At 47.3% G+C, this 16,638-nt stretch carries 16 protein-coding genes; 3 read left to right on the top strand and 13 right to left on the bottom strand.

The window, feature by feature from the left end; genetic code table 11:
* Positions 1-5: 5 nt before the first annotated feature.
* Entirely contained in the window at positions 6-3,368 is a 3,363-nt protein-coding gene (locus KVT36_RS17960; RefSeq protein ID WP_217604843.1) for a TonB-dependent receptor, read from the bottom strand.
* A 65-nt stretch (positions 3,369-3,433) separates the two neighbouring features.
* Positions 3,434-4,570 (bottom strand): FecR family protein, encoded by a 1,137-nt coding sequence (locus KVT36_RS17955; RefSeq protein WP_217604842.1) that lies wholly within the window; start codon positions 4,568-4,570, stop codon positions 3,434-3,436.
* A gap of 122 nt (positions 4,571-4,692) precedes the next feature.
* Here KVT36_RS17955 and KVT36_RS17950 point away from each other — a divergent pair, with 122 nt between their 5' ends.
* Positions 4,693-5,286, top strand: coding sequence for an RNA polymerase sigma-70 factor (locus KVT36_RS17950; protein WP_217604841.1), 594 nt, complete (start codon positions 4,693-4,695; stop codon positions 5,284-5,286).
* Here KVT36_RS17950 and KVT36_RS17945 read toward each other — a convergent pair.
* From KVT36_RS17945 to KVT36_RS17900, 10 genes are read right to left on the bottom strand one after another with little or no spacing between them, the layout of a single operon-like run.
* On the bottom strand, positions 5,269-5,634 hold the full coding sequence (locus KVT36_RS17945; protein ID WP_217604840.1) for a multidrug efflux SMR transporter: 366 nt from the start codon (positions 5,632-5,634) through the stop codon (positions 5,269-5,271). The two genes, KVT36_RS17950 and KVT36_RS17945, sit on opposite strands and share 18 nt — an antisense overlap.
* A gap of 8 nt (positions 5,635-5,642) precedes the next feature.
* Positions 5,643-6,488 (bottom strand): sterol desaturase family protein, encoded by an 846-nt coding sequence (locus KVT36_RS17940; protein WP_217604839.1) that lies wholly within the window; start codon positions 6,486-6,488, stop codon positions 5,643-5,645.
* Entirely contained in the window at positions 6,485-7,393 is a 909-nt protein-coding gene (locus tag KVT36_RS17935) for an N-acetylneuraminate synthase family protein (protein WP_217604838.1), read from the bottom strand. The genes KVT36_RS17940 and KVT36_RS17935 overlap by 4 nt, the downstream gene beginning before the upstream one ends.
* 29 nt (positions 7,394-7,422) lie before the next feature.
* Positions 7,423-7,920, bottom strand: coding sequence for an HAD family hydrolase (locus KVT36_RS17930; protein WP_217604837.1), 498 nt, complete (start codon positions 7,918-7,920; stop codon positions 7,423-7,425).
* A 19-nt stretch (positions 7,921-7,939) separates the two neighbouring features.
* Positions 7,940-8,743: an SDR family oxidoreductase gene (locus KVT36_RS17925; protein ID WP_217604836.1), complete on the bottom strand. Its 804-nt coding sequence runs from the start codon at positions 8,741-8,743 to the stop codon at positions 7,940-7,942.
* A gap of 6 nt (positions 8,744-8,749) precedes the next feature.
* Positions 8,750-10,093, bottom strand: coding sequence for an aminotransferase class III-fold pyridoxal phosphate-dependent enzyme (locus KVT36_RS17920; RefSeq protein ID WP_217604835.1), 1,344 nt, complete (start codon positions 10,091-10,093; stop codon positions 8,750-8,752).
* A 10-nt stretch (positions 10,094-10,103) separates the two neighbouring features.
* On the bottom strand, positions 10,104-10,997 hold the full coding sequence (locus KVT36_RS17915; RefSeq protein ID WP_217604834.1) for a transketolase family protein: 894 nt from the start codon (positions 10,995-10,997) through the stop codon (positions 10,104-10,106).
* Positions 10,997-11,854, bottom strand: a complete 858-nt coding sequence (locus KVT36_RS17910; protein WP_217604833.1) for a transketolase — start codon at positions 11,852-11,854, stop codon at positions 10,997-10,999. Before KVT36_RS17910 ends, KVT36_RS17915 begins: the two co-directional genes overlap by 1 nt.
* Complete coding sequence (locus tag KVT36_RS17905; RefSeq protein ID WP_217604832.1) at positions 11,851-12,693, bottom strand: NTP transferase domain-containing protein; 843 nt, start codon at positions 12,691-12,693, stop codon at positions 11,851-11,853. Before KVT36_RS17905 ends, KVT36_RS17910 begins: the two co-directional genes overlap by 4 nt.
* Entirely contained in the window at positions 12,674-13,705 is a 1,032-nt protein-coding gene (locus tag KVT36_RS17900) for a hypothetical protein (protein ID WP_217604831.1), read from the bottom strand. Before KVT36_RS17900 ends, KVT36_RS17905 begins: the two co-directional genes overlap by 20 nt.
* Before the next feature lie 214 nt (positions 13,706-13,919).
* Between KVT36_RS17900 and KVT36_RS17895 the strand changes: the two genes are divergently transcribed.
* Entirely contained in the window at positions 13,920-14,336 is a 417-nt protein-coding gene (locus KVT36_RS17895) for a DUF1801 domain-containing protein (protein ID WP_217604830.1), read from the top strand.
* Positions 14,337-14,387: 51 nt separating this feature from the next.
* On the opposite strand, the gene KVT36_RS17890 is transcribed toward KVT36_RS17895, so the two are convergent.
* Positions 14,388-14,732 (bottom strand): hypothetical protein, encoded by a 345-nt coding sequence (locus tag KVT36_RS17890; protein ID WP_217604829.1) that lies wholly within the window; start codon positions 14,730-14,732, stop codon positions 14,388-14,390.
* Positions 14,733-15,116: 384 nt separating this feature from the next.
* Here KVT36_RS17890 and KVT36_RS17885 point away from each other — a divergent pair, with 384 nt between their 5' ends.
* Positions 15,117-16,637: a ferritin-like protein gene (locus KVT36_RS17885; protein WP_217604828.1), complete on the top strand. Its 1,521-nt coding sequence runs from the start codon at positions 15,117-15,119 to the stop codon at positions 16,635-16,637.
* Position 16,638 lies beyond the last annotated feature (1 nt).

Below are 16,638 nucleotides of genomic sequence, written 5' to 3'. Positions count from 1 at the left end.
GCTTATTAGAATTGAACAGATGCCCCTAAGGTGAAAGTGCGGTTTTGCGGGTAGTTGGCAAAGCCATACCATGCATCCGGTTTATTATTGATGTCGAGCCTTTCAGGATCCGTTGCTATTTTCAACGGCGTAAAAAGCGCCAGGTTGTCAACAGCAGCATACACGCGGATCATTCTTATGCCTTTTACCAGTGACTGTGGCAAAGTGTATCCTACCTGTAAATTCTTGATGCGCATAAAGCTGGCATTAAACAGGTAATAGGAAGAAGGTACATTGGTTATTTTAGGATACCCGTAAAAACCCATGTAGATCTTGGGTTTGGTGGCCGACGGGTTTTCCGGTGTCCAGCGGTCCAGCCAGTCGGTGGTTGGCATAGCGCCCTGCGCAAAAGGATCTACACCCCATTTATACAGGTACAGCTTATTGCCGTATGAACCATACAGCTGTATGCTGGCATCAAAATTCCCCCAATTGGCGCCCATGGTATAGGAGTATTCAAACTTTGGATATTGGCCTTCAAATACAGAGCGGTCATTAGCATCCACTCTTCCATCTCCATTCACATCCTTGTACTTAATATCACCGGGGGTAGGCACACCGCCCAGGGATGACTGGTCAGGGGATTTGTCAATCTCTGCCTGGCTCTGGAAAATGCCATCCATGGTTTGCAGGTAGAAGGAGTTAATGGGATAACCGTTACGCATAATCGTTTGCCCGTCAGGCCCGCCAATTTCATCAGCGCCAAAGGATGCCAGCTTGTTACGGTACACCTGGAGATTGGCAGCTGCATAATAGCTGAACTTTTTGCTAAGCTTATCCTGGTAACGTACGCCAAACTCAACGCCCTTATTGCTTACCGCGCCATTGTTAACAATTGGCGCGCTTACGCCCAGCGCCTGTGGTACCTGCGACTGCCTTAAAATATCGTAGGTATATTTGGAGAACCAGTCAAAGGTGAAGTTCAGCCGGTTATTAAAGGCAGTCATGTCCACACCTATATCTGTCATGCGTGTGGTTTCCCAGGTCAGGTTAGGATCTACCAGCATATTGGGTATAAAACCGGAAAGGATACCGCTTGCATAGGCATAATTTGTTTGCGCCAGGGTTGACTGGTAAGGATAGGTGCCTATGTTCTGGTTGCCCAGGCGGCCCCAGGATGCGCGGATCTTCAGATCATTCAGCCATTTAACATTTGCAAGAAAGCTTTCTTTGGAAATACGCCATCCGCCTGAAAAAGACTGGTACAAACCCCAGCGGCTATCTGCAGGTAAACGGGAAGTACCGTCGTAGCGCAGGCTTACACCCAGCAGGTATTTATCTTTAAAATTATAGTTCATGTTGCCATATAGTGAATGGATCACCCATTCTTCAGAGGTGCCTCCATTTGTTTGCCCGCTTACTGCACCGGCATTCAGTTCTGTGAGCTGGTTGGTGGGATAGCCAATGCGGTTGGCATCCATATAGCTTTTATTATCTGTTTCCTGCTGCACACCGGCTAAAACCGTAAGGTCATGGCTGCCGAACAGCTTATGGTAATTCAGCTGGCTGTAGATGGTGGAATGCGTTTCATCATGATGATCCATCGCAAGGCCCGGCGTACCCACATCGGCATTACGGCTATAGGAAAGATCGCTGTACAGGTACACAGGGATCACCGGACGGAAGGTTTTCATTTTGTAGTACTCAAAGTTAATACCGGCGCGGTTCTCCCACTTCAAACCTTCTGCCACATCTACATCAATGGAAATATTTCCCTGCCCGTAGTAATCAGGATTACTGGTTCTTAAAGTAGATGCCAGCACGGGATTCTTATTACCCAGCTCCCGGTCATATGCCTTGGTGATCCACAAGCCGTCTGCTGTTTGTGCCGGGTATAAAGGCGACTGCGCCAGGGTGGAGATATACAGGTCAGTGGCATTGTTGTAGGGAAATTGTCTGTCGCCATACCGCGCCTGTATATTAGTGCCCAGCGTTACGCGCTTATGCACCCTGGATGTTAAGCCCAGGGCAACGGTGTACTTCTTATATTCAAAACCTCTCATCGTTCCCGGCTGGTTCGTAAACCCCATGCCCAGGCTATAGGTGGTTTTCTCAGTACCACCGCTTAAATTAAGATAGTGGTTCTGTACGGTTGCAGTGCTGAACATATCTTTCAGCCAGTCGTGGTTGGGGTACTTTACACGGTCGGTTGCATTCTGGTACAGCGCTATTTGTTCATCCGTATAAATAGGCGCATTGCCGGAATTGGCTTCTGCTTCATTCAGCAGCGTCATATACGTAGCTGAATTGGTAATGAGCTTTGGCAGACGGGTGGCTTTTGCAAAACCAATATTGTAATTGTAGGATAGCGTAAATTTCCCCGGGTTACCTTTTTTAGATTTCACCACTATTACGCCGTTGGCGCCCTGTGATCCATAGATAGCGGCGGCTGATGCATCTTTCAGCACGTTTACGGATTCAATGTCGTTGGGATTAAGCGCGCTCAAATTCCCCGGCACGCCATCCACTATCACCAGCGGGTTATTTCCTGCACCGCTGAAAGTACCCACACCTCTTATACGTAATTGTATGGTTTCATTACCTGGCTCCGCAGAGTTCTGCACTACTGAAAGGCCGGGTAGCTGCCCTTGCAGCAGGGAGGTGGCATCTGTGGCTACCCTTTTGGTAAGGTCCTCGCCATTGATGGTGGCAATGGCGCTGGTTAAGGTATGCCGGCTTTGGGTGGTATAACCGGTTACTACTACTTCTGTTAGCTTACGGTCATCTTCCAGCAGCATTACATTGATCAGGTTTTTTCCATTCACGGCTATCTCCTGTTTTGCAAAACCTATGAAACCAAAGGTAAGTGTACCGTTAGCGTCGGGCAGGTTCAGGCTATAGGTGCCGTCTGCCAGGCTGGCCGTGCCGGTGGTAGTGCCTTTCAGCTGTATGCTAACACCTTGCAAGGGTACGCCCTTATTATCGGTTACAGTACCGTGAACCGTGAAAACAACAGGCGGCAGGGCCGGCTTATTCTTAAGTGTTACGGTCTTTTTATTGATGATATAATCCAGGGGCTGCTTATCAAAAATGATCTTCAGCGCTTCTGTAACCTCCATGTTCTTCAATGAAAGCGACACTGGTGCGGCTGCCCGGATGAGCTGTGTGCTGTACAAAAAATCATAACCTGTTTGTTGCTGAATGGTGTACAGCACATCTTCCAGCGATGCTTCGCGCACTTCAATGTTCACTCTTTGCGCATAAGTGCGTGCGCCTAACTGCAAGGCGGTTGTAAGTAATAAGATACAGCTGAATTGCAGGATGCGCCTGTATCTGGCAAGGGCATGACGTGGCCTCCCGAACATTTGTTCAGTAAAATTTCTATACATGTGAATGTCAGGTTTAATTAAAGTTTTTGTATCACAGACAATTTTAATAGTGCAGCAATGACGTGTTATGGCATAACGATGACGTTCCTTCCTTCTATCTTAAAATGTACCAGCCCGGTAAGCTCAAGGCCATTCAATAGCTCCGGCAGATCTTTTCCTTTTGAATAGGTACCGCCAAATGTTCCTGTTGGCAGCCCTCCCCTGTATGTTATTTCTACATCATACCAGCGGCTGATCTGCCGCATAATATCCCCGATAGTGTTATTCCTGAAAACAAAGTAACCGGCTTTCCAGGCTATTTCCTGGTTTACATTCACGCGCTTTTTTTCAATGCCCGGGCGCGATCCGGTAATAAGGCCCTGCTCACCGGGCGCCAGCAGTACGGAAGTTGTAGCAGCGGATAAACGCACAGCCCCTTCCAGCAAGGTGGTTTTTAGTACGCCTTCATCATTATAGGCGCTAATATTAAAGTGTGTGCCCAGTACATGCACATCTGCCCGGTCGGTGTGTACAATAAAAGGCTGCTGCTCATTTTTACTTACCTCAAAATAGGCTTCCCCGCTTAACACCACTTTACGTTCTGCCCCGGTAAATACTTCGGGGTAGGTAAGTGATGATCCGCTGTTCAGCCATACCCGAGTGCCATCTGAGAGGGTTACGGCGTATTGCCCGCCCCTGGGCACATGCATGGTGTTCAGGGCATTTTCATTTGCCACCCCATTGCTGTTAGCGGTATAGGAAAGCAGGCCTTTTGCTTTTGTGATGGCTGTGCTGCCGGTTTGCGCTACTACCCCTTCAGGTGCATCATTCAGTGTTATTACAGAACCATCTGCCAGTGTAAGGGTGGCGGTATTGGTACCGGGTTTAATAGGTTTGGATGCTGCTGCCGGCGTTTTATTTTCTTTTACGGCCAGCTGCTTTTTAGTATTGTTCTTCGTAAACAGGACGCCTAAACCCAGCACCAGCAGCAGCACTGCGGCGGCAGCCCGCCACCAGCCTGCAAGACGGACAGTTTTCCCACCATTGGTGGTTTGCATTATTTTATTGTAAATACGGCCTTTTAGCTGCTCGTCCACCGTAACATCCTCCTCTTCCAGCAAATGAAAATTATCCCGGTGCTGCATAAGCTGCGCAGTTTCTTCGGGCGTGCAGGATCCGTTCCGGTACTTCTCGTATAACGATATATATTCTTCTGGCGTCATAAGGTGGAGGGGAGGTGTATATATATAGTGTGTAAAACAGAACCGGCACACACATACTTTTTAAAATTTTTTAGAAAATATTCCGGGTTTATGGATTATTATTATTTTTATGGCACCACATTATGAATAACGATTTCTCTGACCATGAATTATGGGAGGGTGTTGTCTCTGATAACAGTAGAGCCTTTGCGCTGCTATATGACCGCTATTGGAAAAAATTATATACCACTGCCAGGTACTATTTAAAAGACGAAGCTGCTGCCGAAGAAATTACGCACGATGTATTTATATCGCTCTGGGAAAAACGCAAATCCAGCAAAATAGAGAACTTTCAGCATTACATACAAGCTACTGCACGCTACCATGTATATAAATACTTAAAAGCGGCAAAAATAAACTGTGTGGAATACCTGGACCAGTTTTCCGAATTAAACACGCCGGTGGTTTATAATTTTGCGCCGGAAAAACTGGTGTATGAGAACATGGAAGGACAGCTGGCGCAGCTGCTGAAAGATCTGCCACGGCGCTGCCAGGAAATTTTCTGGTTAAGCCGCATTAACCATTTAAGCAACCAGGAAATAGCCGACCGGCTGCATATTTCAAAACGTACGGTGGAGAACCAGATAACGCTGGCATTAAAAGTGCTGCGCATTGCTTACCCGCAATTCCTGCTGGCAGCTGCCATCGGTGATTTTATTTTACACTCCCCGTTTTAACCCAACAATACCTGCTACTATCAGCGCCAGGTAAATAAGCTGCGTAGGCTGCCAGGGCTCTTTAAAGAGCGCAACGTCTATCAGCTTTACGCCTATCAGCGCTACGCCCATCCATACAGCCAGTGCAGTGGATGTGGGGATCTGTTTTATGGAAAGCGAAAAAAAGAACACATTGGCCAGGCCAAAAACAATATATCCCAACAGCGGCGTTAACAATAGCAGGTTTTCCCGGCTGCTGAAAAATGCCAGCCAGCGGATAGCGCCGATCTTCTTAAAGTCAAGGAACTTCAGGGAGAAGGTCCAGGCAATTTCAAAAACCGATGCAATCAAAAGATAGATCCAGGCCATAACATTATTTATCTCTTCCCTAACCACTTTATTAAGCCGGGGCGTAAATGATAATATTTATTGAACAGCTTATGCTGCAGTAAGTCCTGCTCTGAAATCCTTTTTACCGCATGCGCATGCTGTACAAAATAATCTTTGGGATATGCATACGGTAATCCAAAAGTATCCGGCTTTTTATCCGGCAGGTAAGCGGTGCCAAACAGCCAGTCCCACAGCGCAAACTTGGTGGAGAAGTTGGCATAGAACACTTCCCTTGCATTGGCATGGTGCCACTGGTGCATCTCCGGCCCGTTGATCACATATTGCAGCTTGCCGCTCCTTACATTGATGTTGGAATGAATATACATGCCCCACACCGCATCTATCAATGCTTTGATGGGTACTACCAGCGGGTTGGCGCCCAGCAGTATAATGGGCGAAAACTCAATGGTCTGGTTGATCAGGATCTCCAGGCTATGCGAACGGGAGCCGGCCAGCCAATCCACTTCCGTATTGGAATGATGGGCTTCGTGTGTGCGCCACATTATTTTGGAATGGTGCTGCCAGCGATGGAACCAGTAGATATACAGGTCGTGCGTTATGAGGAAGAACACTACCTGCACCCATAATGGCCAGCCCGTAACCAGGTGAAGGGCCGACAAATGCCAGGCCCTGTCAACAGGAAGAATAATGTAATCGAAGATCAGGATCTTCAGGAAATAGCTTTGTATAAAGGTGTACCAAACCAGGTCCACCCAAAAACCTTCCCTGAAAAGGGAAAGTCCTTTGGTATAGGGATACTTTCTTTCCAGCAATACCAGCACCACTACACTCAGCAACAAAATGCCGGTAGTATAATACACTATATGGTTCATGCAAGCGGCTTTAACTCCTCCTGTTGTGGCGTAATAACCCGGCGCAATCTTTTCAATACGCCCATTTCGCTTTCGTATACGCGTTTAATACCGTCGCCCATTGCGGTTTCTATATCGCGGATATCGCGCACCAGCTTGTGCATACCCTGCGGCTCTACGGATGCAGCATGGTCAGAGCCCCACATGGCACGGTCCAGCGTAAAATGTCTTTCTACAAAATAAGCGCCCATTACCACTGCTGAAAGCGTAGTGGCCAACCCGGTTTCATGACCGGAGTAACCGATGGGTGTTTGCGGATACAGCTCCTGCAGGGTATGGATCATTTTCAGGTTCAGCTCTGCAGGCGGGCAGGGATAGGCGGAAGTAGAATGCGCTACCATCAGGTTATCTATACCAAATTTTTCAATGGCGCTTTCAATCTCGTGCATGGCAGACATGCCGGTTGATAAGATATAGGGTTTGCCGGTAGCTTTTACTTTTTCTATCAGTGCATAATCCGTCAGGGAGGCGGATGCAAATTTGTATACACCGGGGTTAAACTGTTCCATAAAATCTACGGAAGGCTCATCCCAGCAGGATGCAAACCAATCAATATTTTTATCGCGGCAGTGCTGGTCAATAGCGGCATATTCATCGTACCCCAGCTCTACCTTATGCCGGTAGTTAATGTAGGTCATACGGCCCCAGGGGGTATCCCGCTGCAGGTGCCACTGGTCTTTGGGTGTGCAAAGCTCAGGGGTGCGTTTCTGGAATTTAACTGCATCACAGCCGGCTGCTGCTGCTTCGTCAATGAGCTTTTTTGCAATTTCAAGGGAGCCGTTGTGATTGATGCCAATTTCGGCAATAATATAGGTGGGCTGGCCCTGGCCAATACTTTTCCGGTTACTTACCGCAATTGTTTTCATATAGATTTTTGTTTGTTGTGGATATGCTGTCACGATCGGAATGCGATCAGCCACTCTGCAAACTCACGGAAGGCGCCTTCGCCGCCTTTTTGTGTACAATGAACATCTACCATCGCGGCTACCTGCGGCATGGCGTTTGCCGGACAGGCAGAAAGGCCTGCCAGCTGTATAATGCTGATGTCGTTCACATCATCGCCGATAAAGGCAATTTCTTCCGGCTTCAGTCCGCTGTGTTCCAGTATCACTGCCAGTAAACCGCCTTTGTCCTTGATGCCCAGGTGCAGCTCCGTAATGTTCAGCTTTTCTGCACGTTTTACCACAGAGCCGGATGTTTCACCTGTTACTATACCGGTTTCAATACCACACAGCTTCCGGAGCCGCTCTACGCCCATCCCATCGCGGATGGAAAAACGTTTCATTACCTCGCCTGCTTCCGAATAATACACGCCGTTGTCCGTTAATACACCGTCTACGTCCGTGAGCAGTAATTTGATCTTCTCTGCTTTTTCTTTTAATGTTTCGTTCATGTTGATATTTGTTGAAATTTTAGATAGCTGTCCACCCCCCATCTACAACCAGGTTGGCCCCGGTCATGTAAGCGGATGCATTGCTCGCTAAAAATACAACAGCTCCTTTATAATCAGTGGCCGATGCCATTTTTCCTAATAAGGTTTTGGCCGCATAATTCTGTATGAAATGATCATCCTGGCTGTTCTCCACGCCACCGGGGGAAAGCGCGTTCACCCGCACATTTTTATTTCCCCAGTAAGCGGCCAGGTAACGGGTAAAGCCCAGCACCGCTGCTTTGGTAACCGGATAAGCCGGTGATTTATAAAAGATTTGCTCACCCGCTGCGTTGCGGTAAATGCTCTGATCCGGTGCTACTACGCCGTAGGTAGATGATATGTTGATAATGCTGCCGCTGCCCTGCTGTACCATTGCAGTACCCATTACCTGCGAGCAGAGGAACATACCGCTTACATTCACATTCCAGGAACGGTTCCACTGTTCCAGCGGGTAGTTTTCAAACATGGACTGCTCTTTTGCCAGCAGAGGGTTCTCAAACATGTCATTGATGGCGGCGTTATTCACCAGCACGTCTATACGCCCGTAACGTTCCAGTATGCTGTTCTTTGCATTTTCCAGGGAAGCAGGGCTGGTAACATCCATTGCCACTGCCAGGTGCTGCGGCCCTAATGCAGCGGCCAGGGTATTACAGGCTGCTTCGTTCAGGTCAGCAACCACTATCCGGGCGCCGGCTTCTGCCAGTGCATGGCAATGCTGCACGCCCAATAACCCGCAGGCGCCGGTAACAACAGCTACTTTACCTTTTAAAGAAAAAAGATCCATGTTGTTTTACAGGGCTTTTACAACCGGTTTAGTATTAAAGTTGCTCACCTTCCGGAACACGGCTTCTACCGGTTTTCCTTTCAGCAGGCTGCTTACCTCATTATTGGCTATTGCCTGCTGCAGCAGGGGCAGCACCGCGCGGTAAGCTGCCAGCGTATGCGCAATATCTGCATCTGTATGGGTGAAACACATGTTATGAAAACCAGACCACAGGATGCCTCTTTTAAATAATTCCTGCTGTACAAATGATTTCATGTGCAGCGGATCCTGGCCCGGTGCATTAAAGCTCACCAGTGAGCGGCAATCGTAGCCGGTGCAGCTGGTGTACTGCTGCATGCCCGTTTCTGCTGCTATCTGGTTATAACCTTCCCGCAGCAGCTTACCTTTTGCTGCAAGCACCGCAGGTACGTTCTGATCTATCATTTCCTGTATGGTGGCTACTGCTGCTGCCAGCGACAGCGCTTCACCGCCAAACGTGGTAAAAAAGAATACTTCCTCATTAAACAGCTGCATCACCTCTTTACGGCCGGTTAACAGGGAAATGGGCATGCCATTGGCAAAAGCTTTGGAATAGCAGGCCAGGTCGGCTTTTACGCCAAAGTACTCCTGCGCGCCGCCAACCGCTATCCTGAAGCCGGTCCACATTTCATCAAAGATCAGCAGGGTGCCGTTGGCTTCACAAACCTCTTTGAGCTGTTGCAGGAAATTATCTTCAGGCGCTGCAAATACAAAGGGTTCCAGTATTACGCAGGCGGTATCTGCATCCAGGGCCTGCTTTACAGATTCAATATTATTATATTCAAAGGTGGCGCTGAGCGCGGCTATTTCTTCAGGGATACCGCTGTTACGGCTTGTAACGGAAATATACCAGTCGTGCCAGCCATGGTAACCACAGCAAAGCACTTTCTTTCTGCCGGTAAAGGCACGGGCTACACGTATAGCCGCACTGGTTACATCAGCGCCGGTTTTGCTGATACGGATGGCTTCTGCATTGGGTATAACCCGGTGCACCAGCTCTGCCAGCGTTACTTCCAGCTCATGCATCATGGAAAAAGTAATACCGTCTTTCAGCTGTGCGCTAATGGCTGCATCCACACGCGGGTAACAATATCCCAGTGAAAGGGGGCCAATGCCCATGTTGTAGTCTATAAATTCATTGCCATCCACATCCCATACGTGTGCATCTTTTCCTCTTTTCAGGTACTTGGGTGCCACGCCGGTAATATACTGGCCCGGGCCTTTGGCCAGGGTTTGGGTTACAGGCGTCATAATATTTACGGCGCGTGCATATAAATTATCTGATTCAGTTATTACAGGGTACTGTTCGTTAAATGTTATGGTGTTAGGCATTGTATTGTTTTTACAGTTGCTTTAAAATGGTGGCTGCTATGGCATTGGGTGTAAATCCTTCAAAGGCCAGTACTTCGTTTAATAAGCCGGGCTTAAACCAGCGCTCTTTCAGGGCCATGGGGAAGATGGCAGCCTTATGTGGCTGGTTCACCAATGTTTCTGCTACTATGGAATACAGGCCGCCGGTTTGCAGGTGATCTTCTATAGTTACCAGCAGCTTGCTGTTGGTGGCGCAACGGATAATACTGGCTTCATCCACAGGCTTTAAGGAACGCATGTTCACCAGCCCTACGCTCAACCCTTCTTTTTCCAGCAGCTGTTTTGCTTCCATTGTATTGTTGAACAAAAAGCCGTAGGTAAGCAGCGTTACATCTGATCCTTCACTGATGATCTCTGCCTTTCCTTTTTCAAAATCTGCATGCTTATACCTGCCTTGTTTATGATTGATGCGTACATAAGAGGGCGCATCTGATTGCCAGATGGCCGGCAGCATGCGTACCAGGTCATCTTCATCGGCCGGGCAAAATACTTCCATGCCGGGTATGCCGCGCATAATGGCTACATCCTCAATGGCCTGGTGAGTAGGACCGTTACCGTCTGACAAAAAGCCGGGAATATACCCGCTGAGCTTAACCGGTAAATGGGCAATGCCCACATCCGTTCTTATAAATTCATAGGCGCGCATGGTCAGGAACGGCGCCAGCGCATGTACCACCGGGATGCGGCCGCGCAGGGCCAAACCGGCTGCCATACCTATCATGGTTTGTTCGGTAATGCCGGTATCAATGAAACGTTTCCCCAACAGCTTAGGCGCGCTGCGTACCAGCGCCCTGTTCTCGGCGGTCATTACAACAAAACGTTCGTCTGCACTGGCTGTTTGTACCAGTAATTCTTCGTAGTTCATTAGCGTACCGTTAAGCTTTCCGATTCAATAATTGCTTCCTTATTACCATGCAGCTCTTCCAGCAGCTGCAGGATCTCATTATCATTAAATGCGCAGAACCAGCGGTCCACACGGGCTTCAATGCTGGGTAATCCTTTGCCGCGCACTGTGTTGGCTATAATAACATTCACCTTGTTATCGCTGAAGGGCAGTGTTTTGAACGTTGCTTCCAGCTGGCTCAGGTCATGCCCGTCAATGCTTCTTACGGCGCAGCCAAATGCGGCAAATTTATCGGCCAGCGGTTCCAGCGGAATTAATTCCTCTGTTCTGATATTAGCCTGGAACTGGTTACGGTCTACAATAATGGTAAGGTTGTTTAATTGGTAGGCATTGGCTACCAGCAGGCTTTCCCAAACAGAACCTTCATTCAGCTCGCCGTCGCCGGTGATCACCATTACCTGGTTAGGCTGATCTTTGAGCTTACAGTCCAGCGCAACACCGGCAGCTACCGCAGGTAAATGCCCCAGTGAGCCGGAATGAAATTCCACGCCGGGAATATTCCTGTTAGGATGCCAGTAAACACTGTCTGCCGCCAGCAGGTGCTGCTGCAGCCGCGATGTTTCAATAAAACCCAGCTCAGCCAGCGTGCCGTATAATGCAGGTACATCATGTCCTTTGGAAAGGAACAGGTAATCACGCGCAGGGTTTTGCAGATCATCTGCATCAATATTCAACAGCTCAGAATACAGGTACACCATTAGCTCTACGCAGGACAATGAAGCGCCTATAAAACAGCCGCCGCCTGCTGTCATGCGTATTATGTGCTCCCTTACTTTCAGTGAGCGGGCCATCAGCTCCGCCAGTTTATTTTTTGTCATACTTCTGTTTCAGTTTCAGTTTCCAGGATCTTTGTTTGATCCGGTGTAATGGTTTTCAATTCATCCAGGTGATGGCGATACCAGTTTACGCCGGCCCATTGCTGGTTAAGGAGAAAAATATCTTTACGTTCTTCCAGCAGTGTAAGAATATCTGTTACAGAGAAAAAAGGATTGTGTCCGTACAAAGCTTCGTACACTGCTTTTATAAGGTGATAGTCTTCTGCATAATCAATAGTGAACCGGTGGTTCATGGAATGATCCACCTCCCCTTCCATCACTACATTCCCAATGCGGAACTTTTCAGGATGCTCCCATATATAGGGAGTGGTGTGTTCCCTCTCCAGCGGCCGCTGTGCATATTTCCAGGCATTTTCCAGCACTGCAAAAGGCACGATCTCCACATCATTCCCATCCGGATAAGTGGCGGGATGCAGGTTGCTTACATAATCATACCGGTGTATGTTCTGCAGGTAATAACCGATCACCCGGTCAATCACTGCAGGGTCTATGAGCGGGCAATCACTGGGGATCTTGAGCACTACATCGGCCTGGTATAACAGCGCTGCCTGGTAATGCCTGTCCAGCAGGTCCGTGGCATGTCCGCGGTAACAGAGAATATCTTCACTGATGCAGGTTATTTCAATAATATCATCCGTAATATCCGTAGTAGTAGCTACTACAATTTTTCCGGCCAAAGCAGCTGCGCGCATGCGCTGCACCTGCTGTACAAACAGCGGTTTGCCCATAAGCGGCATCAGTGCCTTACCGGGCAGGCGGCTTGATCCCATGCGGGTTTGTACTACTGTTACAATGTTCAGATTATGATGGGTAGTACGCATATTGCAATTCCGGTTGTTGCAAAAAATCGGCCCTATTGCCTTTGTGCTCTATATAACCGCGGCAAATGGCAGCTATGTTATGTGCGGATGCACCTCCATTCTGCAGGGGCGTTAGCCGCTTCAATGCTGCTACATCAAAATAGGAATGTACTTTTTTACCCAGGGCAATGCCCATATACACCAGCGTTGAATACTGCGTGATCAGCTCTTCGCAATTGGCTATCATCTGCCCGGCATTGCCTTCTGTATATACCAATGCCTGTGGTGCGTATTGTTTTATTTCTGCAGTAGCCCTTTCCCGGTTCTCATTAGGGTGCAGCTTAAAAATAAGCTGCCGCCCGGCTGCGGTTTGCACACACTGGTTAATGAAGGCTGTCCTGTCATCACGGCCACCTAGCTCACGTATGTCTGATGTAGCTACCAACACATAATCATGGTAAGGGAAATCATTGTTATTATGTACTGCTACATTATCGTAATTAGGTATGCCTGTAACAAAGATCCTTTCGGCGGCTGTTCCGTATTTTATAAACTGCTGTTTGTAACCTTCGGAAGCAGCGCAATAAATATCACAGATGTTATTGCTGCCATTGAAAGCGGTGTTCATAGCCAGTACTGGCGGCAGCTTTAACGCGCGTACTATTTTACCCCAGGAGGTAACAGGGTCTGTCATTCCCTCCTGTACAAATACTGTTTTTATTTTCCGCAGACCTTTGGGTATCATAAGGTCTGTGCAGCATACTGCCAGGTCATAGTTATTATGATAGATGCCGCAGGCATAATCATTCCGTAAACCATGTTCGGTTAGATACTTATCGGATTGCTTTTTAAAAACGCCGCCAAAGATGGTATGATTCAGCCGTCCTTTTTTTACGAGCCATTTGATCATCGTATCATCGCTATAGATCTGGCTAAAGAAACAATCGTATTCCGGAAGCGCGTCGGCTATCTGGTGCATTTGTGTGGTCTGGTTCAACGAACCAATCAGGAACAGGATCTTCCTTCTTGACATATTATAGGTTCTTTCACCTTATCCGTTATAGGTAAAACGGAAGGTTCGTACATTGCCCTGGTTTTGAACAATGACCCAAACGTAGGAATTTTCATTAATCTGTATAACGCGCGGAAAGGAAGATCACAATAAGTTAATATTGGCAGGAAGGCTTAAAGAGGATTTCTTAACTTTATACCATTGATATAAACCCTGATAAAATTCGTACTGTACTATGGCTAAATCAAATCCACTTGCTGATCCGGAACAGGTGACCGCACACATAAAAAATCTTGAACCTGGCGTGGGTAAGATCGTACAATATCTGCGTGAAATTATTTTGCAAACAGATCCTGAAATTGGTGAGCACATCAAGTGGAACAATCCCAGCTTTTATTATACCGGTGAAATGAAGCCGTTTGATCCCAAAGAATATAAAAGGTATATTATTGTACTTAACCTGCATAAAGGCAGGATCATGCTGGTTTTTCCAAGCGGCGCCAAAGTGAACGACACTTCCGGATTGCTGGAAGGAGATTATAAAGACGGAAGAAGAACGGTTATTTTTAAAGACCTGGAAGATGTGAAGGCGAAGGAAGGATTGCTGCAGGATATTATCAGGAAGTGGCTGGAATTAGTTGAAAAATTTTAATCTTAGGGTGAGGTATTTAAATAATGTTGTGGCTTGCAGAAGGCCTAATGATCAACCCACCGCTTCCTTTTTCTTCTCTTCCTGCTCCTCTACCATCCACCGCGTTAGTTTATACTTCGGGAATATTTCACTCATCTTCTTTCCCAGCCATTTGGAAACGATCTCAAATACCAGGAAGCCTATCACAACAGAGATCACCCATTCCATAGTGCTGTAGGTATGTTTATCCACTACAGTTTTATGGGCTGTAAGCCCCCAAAGGTTGCGGATACTGCGGGTAGTGAAGAAGTGCGATACCAGCCGGGTAGACGCCATCCCGATCGCAAACCCTAAAAAATTACCAATGTAGTTGTTACACACATATTCCACGAACTTCCTGGCTACCCTGCTTTTCATATAAATAAATTTTTACATACCAATCTACTACTTATTTCTGAAAATAGCAGTACATGAAAAAAATTATTTAGCTGCATCCGGCTCTTTTCAATCCGGCAGCTGCAATTTTCTACCTTATAATATCCCTTTAAAAATGCCGCTGCAAATATTTACAATAAAACAATCCAATTATATATTTACAATCTCCTATCTAAAATTTCATTTTGACAGCTCAAAAAAAAGTCGCTACCTTTAAAACACTCAGATAATCATCGGATAAGAAAGCTTAACACAAAATAACTATTCGCACCACGTAACTATGAATACCCTGTAATGCCTTATCAGTATTACAGCCACACATGTGATTTTCAACTCCAGGCAATTATTAACCAAATACGACCCTCAATGCAACGCAACTACGAACGTTATCTTGGCCCTGTTTTCAAGAGAGCCGAAATTAACAATTTAAAGGCAGCGCGCATTAAAGCCGCCGCTAACAATGGAAACCTGAAAGGCATAAAAACAGTGAATTATGCTGCCACCGCCCCTGAGGAAACAGCGATCAATGAAGATGAATTTCTTCCCGTTCCCCCTGAATTTAATGGTAAGGATTACGTAAGCTTCCTGTTATGTATTGATGCTGAAATAGAGCATGGGCTTATGCTGCAGTATCTTTATGCAGCCTACAGCTTAGGCGGGCCGCAGGTTCCGGCAGAACACCAGGATAAGGTACGCAGCTGGCAGGAAGTAATTTTAGGTATTGCCAAGGAAGAAATGGGCCACTTTGTATCTGTACAAAATGTGTTAAAGCTCATAGGAGCGCCATTGCATTTTGAAAGACAGGATTATCCATGGGACACGCCTTTTTATCCCTTCCCTTTTAAGCTGGAAAGATTAACACTGGACTCCCTGGCTAAATACGTATATGCGGAAGCGCCGCAGAAATGGCTGGATGAAGGCAGTGAGCTTGCAGAAGAGATCAAGGCGCGCGTGCAGCTGCAAACACCGCACCCCAATACAGTAGGCGCTTTGTTTGAAGTGCTGCTGAAATACATTAACGATCCTGCCATTATTTGTGATAGCGCTTTTCAGGCAGACACATATCCCTTACAGGCTAAGTTCGATGAATGGGGACGCGGTTACGCGGGCGGACAGCGGGGCAATGCCATGCATGGAAGTCCTAAGGGAAGCCCGGACGTACTGGTAATGCCGCTGGCCAGCAGGGATGATGCTTATAACGCCCTGTCGGAAATAGCAGAACAGGGTGAGGCTACTAACCAGGAAAGCGCACAGCCATCACACTTTGAGCGCTTTCTTAACGTGTACACAGATATGCGGGATACCATAAAGGATGAAGCTACATGGTACCCTTCCCGGAATGTAGCTACCAATCCTGAAATACAAAGCGGCACCGATGACCCGGATGCATCCCCATCAGAAGGACAGGTAGCTGATGAAGATATTGAGCACATTACCAACCCGGAAGCAGTGAACTGGGCACATTTGCTCAACATCCGCTACCGCATGTTATTAAACTTTCTTACACACAGCTTTCTGCTGGATAACGGCGCCAATAATGCAGGCGCTATCTCACCCCGTGGTATGATCATCAATTCCACCTTCGGTGAAATGTATAACCTGCGGAGCATATCTTCTGTATTGGTACAGCTACCGCTTACCAGCCAGGATACTGGTAAATTTGCAGGTCCTCCCTTCCTCATCCCATACACCCTTACCTTACCCATGGGTGAGCATAACAGGTGGCGTGCCCATAAAGATCTTATACAGGCATCTGCAGCAGTGATTCAAACATTGTTGTCCACTACAAAAGAGCAGCACCACCGTTACCTCTATTCCCTGCGTGAAGCAGATCAACAGCTTTTGCAGCTGATAGATGAAATGACTGAAGCTACTGTTTGTCACTAAT

The sequence above is a fragment of the Chitinophaga sp. GbtcB8 genome, assembly GCF_019091455.1.
Lineage (GTDB): Bacteria > Bacteroidota > Bacteroidia > Chitinophagales > Chitinophagaceae > Chitinophaga.
The sequence above is the reverse complement of the archived record's forward strand: the minus strand, read 5'-3'. Positions and strand labels throughout refer to the sequence as shown.

Excerpts from the sequence above, each read along its gene's own strand:
- KVT36_RS17960 (WP_217604843.1), bottom strand. The coding sequence starts at position 3,368 with ATGTATAGAAATTTTACTGAACAAATGTTCGGGAGGCCACGTCATGCC.
- KVT36_RS17955 (WP_217604842.1), bottom strand. The coding sequence starts at position 4,570 with ATGACGCCAGAAGAATATATATCGTTATACGAGAAGTACCGGAACGGA.
- KVT36_RS17950 (WP_217604841.1), top strand. The coding sequence starts at position 4,693 with ATGAATAACGATTTCTCTGACCATGAATTATGGGAGGGTGTTGTCTCT.
- KVT36_RS17945 (WP_217604840.1), bottom strand. The coding sequence starts at position 5,634 with ATGGCCTGGATCTATCTTTTGATTGCATCGGTTTTTGAAATTGCCTGG.
- KVT36_RS17940 (WP_217604839.1), bottom strand. The coding sequence starts at position 6,488 with ATGAACCATATAGTGTATTATACTACCGGCATTTTGTTGCTGAGTGTA.
- KVT36_RS17935 (WP_217604838.1), bottom strand. The coding sequence starts at position 7,393 with ATGAAAACAATTGCGGTAAGTAACCGGAAAAGTATTGGCCAGGGCCAG.
- KVT36_RS17930 (WP_217604837.1), bottom strand. The coding sequence starts at position 7,920 with ATGAACGAAACATTAAAAGAAAAAGCAGAGAAGATCAAATTACTGCTC.
- KVT36_RS17925 (WP_217604836.1), bottom strand. The coding sequence starts at position 8,743 with ATGGATCTTTTTTCTTTAAAAGGTAAAGTAGCTGTTGTTACCGGCGCC.
- KVT36_RS17920 (WP_217604835.1), bottom strand. The coding sequence starts at position 10,093 with ATGCCTAACACCATAACATTTAACGAACAGTACCCTGTAATAACTGAA.
- KVT36_RS17915 (WP_217604834.1), bottom strand. The coding sequence starts at position 10,997 with ATGAACTACGAAGAATTACTGGTACAAACAGCCAGTGCAGACGAACGT.
- KVT36_RS17910 (WP_217604833.1), bottom strand. The coding sequence starts at position 11,854 with ATGACAAAAAATAAACTGGCGGAGCTGATGGCCCGCTCACTGAAAGTA.
- KVT36_RS17905 (WP_217604832.1), bottom strand. The coding sequence starts at position 12,693 with ATGCGTACTACCCATCATAATCTGAACATTGTAACAGTAGTACAAACC.
- KVT36_RS17900 (WP_217604831.1), bottom strand. The coding sequence starts at position 13,705 with ATGTCAAGAAGGAAGATCCTGTTCCTGATTGGTTCGTTGAACCAGACC.
- KVT36_RS17895 (WP_217604830.1), top strand. The coding sequence starts at position 13,920 with ATGGCTAAATCAAATCCACTTGCTGATCCGGAACAGGTGACCGCACAC.
- KVT36_RS17890 (WP_217604829.1), bottom strand. The coding sequence starts at position 14,732 with ATGAAAAGCAGGGTAGCCAGGAAGTTCGTGGAATATGTGTGTAACAAC.
- KVT36_RS17885 (WP_217604828.1), top strand. The coding sequence starts at position 15,117 with ATGCAACGCAACTACGAACGTTATCTTGGCCCTGTTTTCAAGAGAGCC.